General features: G+C 65.1%; 6 protein-coding genes. 3 read left to right on the top strand and 3 right to left on the bottom strand.

Features of this window, described 5'->3' with window-relative positions; genetic code table 11:
• Positions 1 to 83: 83 nt before the first annotated feature.
• Entirely contained in the window at positions 84 to 4,247 is a 4,164-nt protein-coding gene (locus NHH73_00815) for a DEAD/DEAH box helicase (protein USX26871.1), read from the bottom strand.
• Positions 4,248 to 4,254: 7 nt separating this feature from the next.
• Complete coding sequence (locus tag NHH73_00810; GenBank protein USX26870.1) at positions 4,255 to 6,228, bottom strand: prolyl oligopeptidase family serine peptidase; 1,974 nt, start codon at positions 6,226 to 6,228, stop codon at positions 4,255 to 4,257.
• 142 nt (positions 6,229 to 6,370) lie between these two features.
• Between NHH73_00810 and hemE the strand changes: the two genes are divergently transcribed.
• The gene (hemE, locus tag NHH73_00805; GenBank protein ID USX26869.1) at positions 6,371 to 7,465 is read left to right on the top strand and encodes a uroporphyrinogen decarboxylase; all 1,095 of its coding nucleotides are present in this window, start codon (positions 6,371 to 6,373) and stop codon (positions 7,463 to 7,465) included.
• Between the two features lie 744 nt (positions 7,466 to 8,209).
• Positions 8,210 to 10,243: a primosomal protein N' gene (locus NHH73_00800; protein USX26868.1), complete on the top strand. Its 2,034-nt coding sequence runs from the start codon at positions 8,210 to 8,212 to the stop codon at positions 10,241 to 10,243.
• Positions 10,244 to 10,252: 9 nt separating this feature from the next.
• Here NHH73_00800 and NHH73_00795 read toward each other — a convergent pair whose 3' ends face one another.
• Positions 10,253 to 11,146, bottom strand: coding sequence for an ArgP/LysG family DNA-binding transcriptional regulator (locus tag NHH73_00795; GenBank protein ID USX26867.1), 894 nt, complete (start codon positions 11,144 to 11,146; stop codon positions 10,253 to 10,255).
• An 88-nt stretch (positions 11,147 to 11,234) separates the two neighbouring features.
• Between NHH73_00795 and NHH73_00790 the strand changes: the two genes are divergently transcribed.
• A complete protein-coding gene (locus tag NHH73_00790) occupies positions 11,235 to 12,677 on the top strand; it encodes a dihydrolipoyl dehydrogenase (GenBank protein ID USX26866.1) in 1,443 nt (480 codons plus the stop codon).
• Positions 12,678 to 12,820 lie beyond the last annotated feature (143 nt).

Raw genomic sequence — 12,820 nt, 5'->3', positions numbered from 1 at the left:
CTCCTTTACATGAACGTAGGCGTCGGGCGACGCCATGGCAGTAAGATAGGATAGGCACAATGAAGTTCAAGACGGTCTTCGTGTTATTTTTTTAAGCCTTCCTGCAGCATGTTGAGCATCTCGCCGGCCGACATGCGGCCCGAGACGTCGCTGCCCTCGAGCAAGCTGTCGGCCAGGTCGCGCTTGTGCTGGTGCAGGTCGACGATGCCTTCCTCGATCGTGTGGCGCGCCACCAGGCGGTAGATGGTCACCGGGCGCAACTGGCCCATGCGGTGGGCGCGGTCCGAGGCCTGGTCCTCCACCGCCGGATTCCACCACGGGTCCATGTGGATCACGTAGTCGGCGGCGGTCAGGTTGATGCCGACCCCGCCCGCCTTCAGGCTGATCAGGAAGACGTCGCCGATGCCGGCCTGGAAGGCGTCCACCCGCTTCTTGCGGTCGGCCATCGAGGTGGAACCGTCGAGGTACTGGTAGCTGATGCCGTTGGCGTCCAGGTGCGCGCGGATCAGCGACAGGTGGTCGACGAACTGGCTGAACACCAGCACCTTGTGGCGGTTCTCCAGCAGCCCTTCGAGCAGGTGCGCGAACGCCGCCAGCTTGCTGCTGGCCAGTCCCAGCTCCGGCGCGATCAGGTTTGGGTTGCAGCAGGCGCGCCGCAAGCGCATGATCTCGGCCAGGATCTGGATCGATTTCTTCTCGGCCGGGCCTTCGACGGCGGCCAGGTTCTCCAGCGCCGTGCGGCGCAGCGATTCATACAGCGCCGTCTCTTCTTTCGACAGGTCGACCTCCAGGGTGATCTCGGTGCGCGACGGCAGCTCGGTCAGCACCTGCGCCTTGGTCCGGCGCAGCATGAACGGCTGGATCAGGCGGCGCAGGCGGTTGCGCGCACCCAGTTCGGCGCGGTGGTCCTGCGGCTTTTCGATCGGCGCGGCGAAGCGCAGGTTGAACTGCTCGATGCTGCCCAGCAGGCCCGGATTGATGAAGCGGAACAGGTTCCACAACTCGCCCAGGTGGTTTTCCAGCGGCGTGCCGGTGGCGATCATGCGGAAGTCGCCCTTCAGCGCCATCACGGCCTGCGAGCGCTTGGTGGCGCCGTTCTTGATCGCCTGCGCTTCATCGAGCACGATGGTGTTCCACTGCACGCCGGCGAACAGCGCCGATTCCAGCTGCAGCAGGCCATAGCTGGCCACCACCACGTCGTACGGCTGCAAGGTGGACATGGTCCCGGCGCGGTCGCCGGCGCCGAACAGCTTGACGCTGAGGGTCGGCGCGAAGCGTGCCGCTTCGCTGATCCAGTTCATGCACACGGACGTCGGCGCGATCACCAGCGTCGGGCCCTGCGGCGCGCGCGACAGGATCAGCGCGATCGCCTGCAAGGTTTTACCAAGGCCCATGTCGTCGGCCAGGCAGGCGCCCACGCCCCAATGCGCGAGGCGCGCCAGCCAGTTGAAGCCCTCCAGCTGATAGTCGCGCAACTCGGCCTGCAAGGTGCTGGGCAGATGCGGTTCGAACGCCGCCTGCGACGCCATGCGCTGCAGGTGCTCCTTCCACAGCTTGTCCGCCTTCAGGCCGCCGACATCGTCGGCCAGCTCCTCCAGCGCGAACGCGGCCAGCGGATGCAGGCGAACGCCGTCGGCGGTCAGCTCGCCGTAGGCCGACACCTCGCGCAGGCGCCGGTGCAGCTCCTCGGTCAGCGCCAGGTAGCGGTTTTCGCCCAGTTCGACGAAGCGGCTCTGGTTCTTCTGCATCAGCTCCAGCAGCGTGCGCAGGTCCATCACCTTGTCTTCGTCGATCTGCACTTCGCCGCTTGCCGCGAACCAGTCCTTGTTGCTCTTGATGGACAGGCGCACCTGCTTGGTCTCGACCTTGGCGGTGACGCGGAATTTCTCGCCTTCCGGCCAGGCCAGCACGATGCTGCCGGCCTTCATCTCCTGCAGCTCCACCAGCAATTGCAGGCACAGCGCCGGCTGGCCGAGCAGCCATTCGCCGTGATCCTGCTCAGCCGATTCGAGCACCGGGCACTTGGCGATCAGTTCACGTTCAGCGTCGCGTTCGTCGATCAGGTGGCGGCGCGCCTGCACCGGCTTGCCGCCGACATCGGCGATCACGCTGTCGGCGCCGGCGCCCGGCGCGTAATAGGCGCCGTTGGCCAGCGGCCGCACCAGGATCTGCATCTTCAGGCCGTGCTGGTAGGGCAGCAGGTGCACGTGCAGGCGCGTGTCGGCTTCCACCTGCTGCATGTCCGGCGCCGCGCCGCCGATTTCCGACTGCACCGTCACCAGCGACGAGATGGAGCTGATCGCGTGCAGCACCTGCTGCTCGGCGTGCGCCGGCACTGTCAGGCTGTCGCCGACGATGGCGGCGATGCGGCGGTGCTCGTCGAGGATGCTGACCACGCGCAGGCGGGTCGGCGTCTCCTTGCTGACGATGACGGACGAATTGTCGTCGGGGATGCGCGGGTGCAGGCGAATCTCCAGGTTGCCCGGGCTTTTCTTGATCAGTAGTTCCGGCTCGCCGGCCAGCATCTCCACGCGCGTATCGGGCGCGTCGGCCCAGAACAGCAGCGGGTGGCCGATCAGCGCCGAGGCGGCGCGCTGCGGATCGATCTCATAGGCCAGGCCGCTGGACTGGTAGCTGCGGTGTGCCACCGAGATCGCCTCCGACACGCGCACGTCCTGCGGCGTCAGGAAGTCGAATTGTTCCGGCTCGAAGCGCAGGCGTTTGAGGCCCACGGCGCGGCCCTTGCTCCACAGGCCGCGCGCATCGCGTTTTTGTTCGACCGGCGCGACGTCGGTCAGGCCGTGGCGGTTGTCGTAGGTCAGCTGCCAGACCAGGCGCGTGGCGCCGGCCGCGTCGGCCGTCGCCGGCTGCTGAAGATTGATCAGCGCCGACAACTGCCGCTGCCAGGCCTCCTGCCGCTCGAACCATACGGTCATGTCCGGGATGCCGAGGCGCGTACGCAGTGCGCTCGCGTGGCGCTGCTGGTCGACATCGCCCAGGTGGCCGAGCAGGGCGGCCGCCTGCGCCGCGATGAACAGGTAGCCGGCGCGTTCGGCGTTCTCGAACAGCTCCTGCAACTGCAAGCGGCGCTCGTTCAGATGCGGCAACGACAGCCAGAAATACAGCAGGCACTGGAACAACTGCGTTTGCGGGCCAAGATCCCACGGCAGTGCCGAGACGACGTCCGTCTGCATGGTGCCGGCGCGGATCTGGCGCAGCATGTCGATCTGCTGGTGGATGGCGGCGTCGTAGTTTGGCGGCATGCGTACCGCGATCTCGAGGTAGGCGTCCGCTGCTTTTTGATGTTTGGGGTCTTCGCTGCGCAACAGCGACAGCAGATACAGATACGCGCCGATGCCGGCGAACAGGTGCTTGCGCTTGCCAGTTTCGCGCCGCAGCAGCTTGAGCGCCGCCTCGTAGCCGGCAAAGGCCGCGCCGGTGGCGCCGCGCAGCAGCACGATGGTGCTGGCGAGGAACTGGCTTTGCGGGCCGGCGGTGCGTTCCAGATAGCGCTTGGCGTCGTCCAGGCGTCCGCACAGGATGGCGTCCTCCGCCAGCGCCAGACGCAGTTCGGGACTGATGTCGTCCTTGGCCGCCAGCCGCCGTTGCAGGTGCTGCTCGCAGAATTCGCGGATCACCGGCACGGTGGGCAGTTCACGCTTGGCGTTTTCCAGCAGCACCGCCAGCACGTCGTCCTGCAGCAGTGGATGGACGCGCGCGATCATGCCCGGCTCGAACGGGCGGCCGAAGATGTCGACGATCGGGTGCAGCTGCGCCGCCTCGTAGCTGCCCAGGCAGAAAGCCAGGAGCGGCTGGATCTGCTGCGGCGCCTGGCCGCGCAAAAGGCCCATGCGCAGGCGCGCCATGCCGGCGCGGTAGCTGCGCGGCTCGACGTTGTTCCAGGTCTGGCGCATCGGCACCAGCTCGTCGTAGGCTTCGCACAGATCGTCGAGCGCGTGGGTGCCGATCGAGGCGCGCATGGCCGGCCAGCGCAGCTTGGGGTTGCAAACGAAGCCACGCCCGGTGACGACGCTGATGAAGGCCAGCCGTTCCAGCTTGCGCATCGATTCGTCCAGGGTGCCGACGTTGTAGTGGCGGCCGTCCTTGTCCTCGATGCGCGCTTTGTTCAAATGATCGAGGATGGCGGTGCGTCCGACCGGCTCGCCGATCAGGGCGAGCAGCGCCAGTATCATTTTTTCGTTGAATTCAAGCGCGTCAAATTCGGCAAGCAGCTTCGGGTCGGCCATGCGTGGATCAGTCTTTCAGGTTGTCGATGTGGACCGGCGCGGCTGCCGAGGAATCATGCAGGCCGAAGATCCGCTGGTAGAAGTACAGTTCCGCCTCCAGGGTGCGCACGATGTTCTCGCCCTTGCGGAAGCCGTGGCCCTCGCCTTCGAGCGGCACATAGGCCACCGGCACGCCGCGCGCCTTGAGCGCGTCGACCATCATCTCCGATTGCTGCGGCGGCACGACCTTGTCGTCCAGTCCCTGGAAGAAGATCATCGGGCGCGCCAGCTTGTCGGTGTGGTTGATCGGCGAGCGCTCCTTGTACAGCGCTTGCGCCTGCGGCTGCGGCGCGATCAGGTAGGCGGTGTAGCGCGATTCGAATTTGTGCGAGTCGTCGTCCAGCCCCTGCAGGTCGGAGACGCCGTAGTAGCTGGCGCCGACCTTGAAGACATCGTGGAAGGTCAGCGCGCACAGCGTCGTCAGGCCGCCGGCGCTGCCGCCACGGATGATCAGGCGGTCGTTGTCGGCCAGGCCACGCTCCACCAGCGCGCGGGCGCCGGCAACGCAATCCTCGACATCGACGATGCCCCACTGGCCTTTGAGCAGGTCGCGGTAGGCGCGGCCGAAGCCGGTGCTGCCGCCGTAGTTCACATCCAGCACGCCGAAGCCCCGGCTGGTCCAGTACTGGGTCGCCAGTTTCAGCGTGTTGACGGTCATGCCGGTCGGGCCGCCGTGGCTGATGACGATCACCGGTGGCTTGGTGCCGTCCGGCGCGCGCACGTCGCGGTTGCGCGGCGCGTAGAAGAACGCGTGCGAGGTGCGGCCGTTGGCGCTCGGATAGCTGATATTGGCGGGAATGGACAGGTTGTCCTCGTCGGGCAGGTCGGCGATCGACTGCGCCAGGATTTCCACGCCTTCCTCTGTGAAGTCGATGCGCGCCAGCTCCAGCGGGATCGACGGGCCGCCCGCCAGCATGGCGATGTAGCCCGGCGCCACGCGCAGCTCGCGGATTTCCTCGTACGGGTTGGCGATCGCTTCGAGCTTGCCGCTGGCCGGCACCAGGCGCGCCAGCCGGCTCACGCCCTTGTCGATATAGGTGCAGATGATTTCGGAGGCCGAGCGGAAGCCGTACATCGAATTGCCGAAGGTCCAGTGCGGGGCGCCGAATTCGGCCTCCATCGGACACAGTGCCTCCACGCCTTGGTGGGCCGCGCCCAGCCGGTACAGGTTCCACCAGCCGCTGCGGTCGGAGACGAAGTGCAGCAGCCCGTTCGGCGACCATTCCGGCTGGCAGATCGATTCGTCGGCGCCGCCGGCCACGCGCACCGGCGCCGCCAGCATGCCGTCGTCCTTGAATTCGGCCAGCCACAGCGTCGTGCCTTCCCACGGCATGCGCGGGTGGTCCCAGGTCAGCCAGGCCAGCGCGCGGCCATCCGGCGACAGCCGTGGCGACGAATAGAAGTCGGCGCCTTGCGCCAAGACCGTTTCGCCGCCGTCGGCGATGTTGATCGCGCAAATGGTGTTGGACGGCTCGCCATGGCCATCCTCGCCGTGCAGTTCGCGCACGCCGATCAGGCGTCCACGCGCGCGGTCGACCACGAAGTCGGCGAAGCGCTGCTTGCCGCCGGCCGTCAGCGGAACCGGCGCGGCCTGCGTGTCGTCATCGGCGGCGAAATCCAGCCGGTGAACGCGGTTGTCGGCGAAATGCGAGAAGTAGACCGTTTCGCCGTCGACCGCGTAGGCGCCGCCGCCGTATTCATGCACCCGGCTGCGCACATTGAACGGCGCCGGCGTCAGTTCGTCGGTGACGGCGCCGTGGTGGCGCAGCAGCGTGTTGCGGCCCGCCTCGGCGGCGCGTCCGGCCAGCCAGAAGATATCGCCGCCGTCGGCGCCGCCCAGCATCAGCGACGACATCGGCGTGGCGCCGGCCGCCACGCGCTCGGCGCTGATGGTCGATGGCCAGGTGCCGTATTCGGCGATGGTCGATGCTTCTGATGTCATGGCGGCTCCGGGGGGCGTGGGTTGGGTGATGGGGCGGGGTGCTAGGATGATAGAGAAAGGGCGCGCAATGTTCCAGCGTCCTCGCAAAAAAATTGGCGCGGAGTGCGATAATAGCCCTTTCCCCGCTTTTTGATTGCCTTTCATGCCACAATTTGCTCCGCTTCAGAATGACACCTTCTTGCGTGCGTTGTTGCGCCAGCCGACCGGGCACACCCCGGTATGGCTGATGCGTCAGGCGGGGCGCTACCTGCCGGAATACCGCGCCACGCGACAAAAAGCGGGGTCCTTCATGGGCCTGGCCACCAATCCCGATTACGCCACCGAAGTGACATTGCAGCCGCTGGAGCGCTTCCCGCTGGACGCGGCCATTTTGTTCTCCGACATCCTGACGGTGCCCGACGCCATGGGCCTGGGCCTGTATTTCGTCGAGGGCGAGGGCCCCAAGTTCGAGCGTCCGCTCAAAACCGAGGCCGACGTGCTGGCGCTGCGCGCGCCGGAACTGGGGTCGCTGGACTATGTATTCAAGGCGGTCACGCAGATCCGCACGGAGTTGAACGGCCGCGTGCCGCTGATCGGCTTTTCCGGCAGCCCGTGGACGCTGGCGTGCTACATGGTCGAGGGCCAGGGCTCGCGCGAGTTCCACACCATTAAAAAGATGCTGTACAACCGTCCGGACCTGATGCACCACATCCTGGCCATCAACGCCAAGGCGGTGGCCGAGTACCTGAACGCGCAGATCGACGCCGGCGCCCAGGCGGTGATGATCTTCGACTCGTGGGGCGGCGCGCTGGCCGACGGCGCCTACCAGGCGTTCTCGCTCGATTACATGCGCCAGGTGGTGTCACTGCTCAAACGCCGCAGGGATGGAGACCCGGACGGCGTCAACATTCCGGCCATCGTCTTCACCAAGGGCGGCGGCCAGTGGATCGAGCAGATCGCCGACATCGGCGCCGACGCGGTGGGCCTGGACTGGACCGTGAACCTGACGCAGGCGCGCAAACTGGTCGGCCACAAGGTCGGTCTGCAAGGCAATCTGGACCCGGCGATCCTGTTCGCCAGCCCCGAGCAGATCCGCGCCGAAGTGCACAAGGTGCTCGACGCCTTTGGCAAGCCGGAAAACGGGCATGGACACGTATTTAATTTGGGCCACGGCATCTCCCAGTTCACGCCGCCGGAGAATGTGGCTGCCATGGTGGATGCTGTCCACACCTACAGCAAGGCCCAGCGCGCGTCTTGATCCACCGCAAACCCGTGGGGCACGTTCCAATGGGGCGTGCCCCATTTTCATTGGTGCGCAGAGGAAAGCAAACCGACTTATGCACAATTTTTTTTGGTGCAAGAATAACAGGCAGCATGATTTCCATCGCCCGAGGATGTATTGTAAGTCATTGATTTATAAGCGTAATTATAAGGTCGTCGGATGAGGGTAGGTACTGGTTGTAAACCCATAAGTCGGGCTTTGGCAGGTTTATTTCTTCATTGTCCACAAAGTTATCCACAAAAACTGTGGATAAAAAATAAAAGTACTTAGTAAACCGTGACTTAGCCATAATGTTGTTGTTTTGCATGAGCTTTATGTTGCGCTGCACGATTTTTAGGCAATATGGCTGGCTTGATAACGAAGTTAGGGCCGCGCAAACCATTTGAGCGCTTCCTGTATAAAATTTGTCGTTATCGACTTAATGTTGTACTTTCCGGTAGCCATTAAAACGGCCCGTAAAGTGTTGAAAATCGTTAAAAAATAATCCCAAATACTTCACTTATGCACAGCTGCGGAGAAAAAACCGGTTTTCCCCGCCTCCTAGGAGGCTTTTTCCAAGTGTTTGATTTTAAACGGAAATAAATTCGAATATTTGAGCACTTAGCGTGGCTACCAACTGTTAAGTGATTGGTTTCCGGAGATTAAGATTCTCTTGTCCACAAAGTTATCCACAAAAAACCGTGGAGTCTTCCACAGCACCGATTTCATGTGACTGGATCTATGCAGGGCCTCTTTCACCATTGCATTCTTCAGGTGGCGCTCGATACGCCGCTGAATGCCATCTTCGATTACCGCTGGTATTGCGACGCGGCGGAGCAGCCGCAGGTCGGCCAGCTGGCGTTCGTACCGTTCGGCGCGCGCGAGGTGATGGGCCTGATCGTCGGCGTGGCGGCGGAGACCGATGTGCCGGACGGGAAATTGAAGGATGCGCTGGCGGTCCGCAGCCAGTTGGCGCCGCTGTCGGCGCAATGGCTGGCGCTGGCCGGCTTTGCCGCCGACTACTATCAGCGTCCGCTGGGCGAGGTGGCCTTGCCGGGATTGCCAAAGAACCTGCGCGCGCCCACCCCGCTGACCCTGGACAAGGCGATAAAAAAGCTGGCCAAGCTCGATGCCCCGCACGACGGCACGCCGCTCAACATGCCAGTGCTCAATCCCTCGCAGCAGGAAGCGGCCGACGCCATCGGCGGCGCTGCCGGCTTCACGCCCATTTTGCTGTACGGCGTCACCGGCAGCGGCAAGACCGAGGTGTATCTGCAGGCCTGCGCCCAGGTGCTGGCGCGCGAGGCGGAGGCGCAGATCCTGATTCTGGTGCCGGAGATTAACCTGACGCCCCAGTTGGAAGGCAATATCCGCGCGCGCTTCCCCGGCGTGATGCTGGCGACCCTGCATAGCAGCCTGTCGGAGGGGGAGCGCATGCTGCACTGGCTGGCCGCGCACCAGGGCCGGGCGCGCATCGTGCTCGGCACGCGGTTGGCGATCCTGGCGTCGCTGCCGAACCTGAAGCTGATCGTCATCGACGAAGAGCACGACCCGTCGTACAAGCAGCAGGAAGGCTTGCGCTATTCGGCGCGCGACCTGGCGGTGTGGCGCGCCTGGCAGCTGGCGATTCCGATCGTGCTCGGATCGGCCACGCCGTCGCTGGAAAGCTGGCACCACGCGCAGTCGGGCCGCTACCGCAAGCTGGAATTGCGCGAGCGCGCCGTCAAGAACGCCGTGCTGCCGCAGGTGAAGCTGATCGACATGGAGCGCGACAAGCCTAAGGACGGCCTGACCTCCGGCCTGATCGCCGCCATCAAGCAGCGCATGGAGCGCGGCGAGCAATCGCTGTTGTTCCTCAACCGCCGCGGCTATGCGCCGGTGATCTGCTGCGAATCGTGCGGCTGGATCAGCGAGTGCACGCGCTGCACCTCGTTCATGGTGCTGCACCGTCCCGAGCACCGGTTGCGCTGCCACCACTGCAGCCTGGAGCTGCGCATCCCGCGCCACTGCCCGACCTGCGGCAACGTCGACCTGCAACCGCTGGGACGCGGCACCCAACGCGTCGAGGAGGGCTTGCAGGCCATGTTCCCTGAGGCGCGCGTGCTGCGCATCGACGCCGACTCGACCCGCAAGAAGGGCAGCGCGCAGGCGGCCTTCGACACCGTCCATCGCGGCGAGGTCGATATCCTGATCGGTACGCAGATGGTCGCCAAGGGCCACGACTTCAAAAAGCTTACGCTGGTCGGCATCCTCAATCCGGACACCGCGCTGTTTTCGCAGGATTACCGCGCCAGCGAGCGGCTGTTCGCGCAGTTGATGCAGGTGGCGGGACGCGCCGGCCGCGCCGGGCGGACCGAGGGCGGCAGCGTCAGCGAGGTGCTGATCCAGACGCGCTATCCGCAGCATCCGCTGTACGGCGCGGTGGTGCACCACGATTACGATCACTTCGCGTCGGCGCTGCTGGAGGAGCGCGAGCAGGCCGCGCTGCCGCCATACCTGTTCCAGGCGCTGCTGCGCGCCGAGGCGCCGGAGCTGGCGACGGCCATCGAATTCCTGACCATCGCCCGCGACTGCGTCGAGCATCCGGGCATCACCATCAACGACCCGATCCCGATGAGCATGACCCGCGTGCACAACGTCGACCGCGCGCAGTTGCTGGTCGAATCGGCGTCGCGGCCGATGCTGCAGCAGTTCCTCAAGGAGTGGCTGTGGACCCTGCGCGAAATGAAAAGCCGCGTGAAATGGTCGCTGGAAGTCGATCCGCTCGATATTTAACGATAGCGGCTATTGCAACAGGCAGCGCCGCGCGGTGGCGATGATTTGCTCGCTGAGCGCGCGCGTGAACGGCGTGTCGAGGTTCCACGCGTGCCAGTTCAGCGCCACCTCGACGTGCCTGCCCGGCGCCAGATCGACCAGGCGGCCGTCGGCCAGCGACCGGGTGGCCTGCGACAGCGGCATCAGCCCGTAGGCCAGGCCGCCGTGGACGCATTCGGCGCTGGCCGGCGACAGCGGCACCGTGTGGTGCGGATACGGACCGTCCAGGCCGAGCGCCTCGCGCAGGAAGCCGGCCATCATGTCGCGGTCGCACACCACCGCCGGCGCCAGCCGCGCCGCCTCGGCCGAAAAGCCGTCGCCGAACCAGTGGCCGGCGAACACCGGCGTGGCCACGCACACATAGCGCAGCTTGCCCAGCGGCGTTACCTCCGGGCCGTTGGCCGGATGCTCGGGGTGCGGCTGGGCGGCGGCGATGCTGCCGAATACGCTACCCTCCCGCACCAGATGCAGGGCCATGTCGCGGGTGGCCTGCTGAATGTTGAGTTGGCAACGCGGCGGCGACAGCAGCGGTTGCAAGCTCAGCGGGAACCACGTGGCCAGGCTGGCGGCGTCTATCGCCAGGGAAATCTCCGGCATGCTAACCTTGTTGCCGAGATCGATGTCGAGCGCGGCTTCCATCAATTTGACGTTGCGGTGGTGCGAGACCAGCCGCTGGCCGAGCCCGGTCGGCACGGCCGGCTGGCCGCGCACGATCAGCAGGCGGCCGGCGGCGTCCTCCAGCGCCTTGATGCGCTGGGAGACGGCCGATTGGCTGATGCCGAGCGCGGTCGCAGCCTTTTCAAAGCTGCCATGGCTGGCGACAGCGTCCAGCACGGCTAGCGCGCGATAGTCTAGTGGAGCCATAAGTGCTACTTATAAAATTGAAATACAATAAGTAATACTAATGCTCTTTTGCTCCAAAGTAAAATTAGAAAACCAATCGGAACACCTTATGAAGACTATCAAGACAGAAGTTGCGGTGATCGGCGCCGGCACCGCCGGCATGACGGCCTACCGCGCCGCGACCGCCGGCGGCAAGAAAGCCGTGCTGATCGAGAGCGGCCCGTACGGCACCACTTGCGCCCGGGTCGGCTGCATGCCCAGCAAGCTGCTGATCGCGGCGGCCGAAGCCGCACACGCGGCGAAAGCGGCGCCTGCCTTTGGCGTCCATCCGGGGCCGGTCCGCATCGACGGCAAGGCCGTGATGGCGCGCGTGCGCGCCGAGCGCGACCGCTTTGTCGGCTTCGTCGTCGAAGCGGTCGACGGCTATCCGGCCGCCGACAAGCTCCACGGCCACGCGCGCTTTATCAGTGAAAACAAACTCCAGGTGGACGACCACACGCTGGTCCAGGCCGAGCGCTTCGTCATCGCCACCGGCTCGACTCCCATCGTGCCGGAGGAGTGGGCCGCCGCCGGCCCGCGCGTCATCAACAGCGACGCCGTGTTCTATTGGGACGATTTGCCGGAATCGATCGCCATCGCCGGCACCGGCATCATCGGGCTGGAGCTCGGGCAGGCATTGCACCGGCTGGGCGTGCGCGTGACCATTTTCGCGCGCGGCGAGAGCATTGCCCAGTTGAGCGATCCGGACGTGCTGGCGGTTGCCCGCCGCGCCATGAGCGTTGAACTCGACATCCGCTATGAAACCAAGGTGACCAAGGTGGAGCTTGACGGCGAGCAACTGGTCGTCACCAGCACGCGGCTGGACGGCGAGCAGCGCACCGAGCGCTTCAGCCACCTGCTGTCGGCGGTGGGACGGCGTCCGAATGTGCACGAGCTGGGACTGGAGAACACCGGCCTCAAGCGCGACCACCATGGCATCCCGCTGTATGACAAATACACCATGCAGTGTCAGCAAAGCCCGATCTTCATCGCCGGCGACGCCGACAACGATCGCCCGCAATTGCCGGAGGCGGCCGACCAGGGCCGCATCGCCGGCGACAACGCCGCCCGCTATCCGGACGTCAAGCCGGGCCTGCGCCGCACACCGCTGACGATCGCCTTCACCGAGCCGCAGATCGCCACGGCCGGCGCCAGCCACGAGGAATTGTGCGCCTCGCACACGGGCCGCTTCGCGGTCGGCAAGGTGTCGTTCGAGAACCAGGGCCGCAGCCGCGTGATGCTGCAAAACCAGGGCATGCTGCGCGTCTACGGCGAGTTCCGCAGCGGCCGCTTCCTCGGCGCCGAGATGATCGGCCCGCGCGCCGAGCACATCGGCCATCTGCTGTCATGGGCCGCCCAGGCCGGGCTGAGCGTGGCCGCCATGCTGGACATGCCGTTTTACCATCCGGTGGTGGAGGAGGGCGTGCGCACCGCGTTGCGCGATCTGGCGCACCAGCTGGCGAACGAGCCCAAGCACGACGACCCGTGCGTCGACTGCACACCCGCGCCATGATTCTGGAATGTCACACAACGATACAAAAAAAGTCACACATTTCTATTGAGAACCTTTATGCTGCCGGATCGATAATTCCGGTAGTGGTTTGATGAAGATGCGTAAGGTCACGGCGGCGGATTTGAAGTTGGGAATGCTGATTC

The sequence above is a fragment of the Oxalobacteraceae bacterium OTU3CINTB1 genome, from assembly GCA_024123955.1.
Classification (GTDB): domain Bacteria; phylum Pseudomonadota; class Gammaproteobacteria; order Burkholderiales; family Burkholderiaceae_D; genus Rugamonas.
The sequence above is the reverse complement of the archived record's forward strand: the minus strand, read 5'-3'. Positions and strand labels throughout refer to the sequence as shown.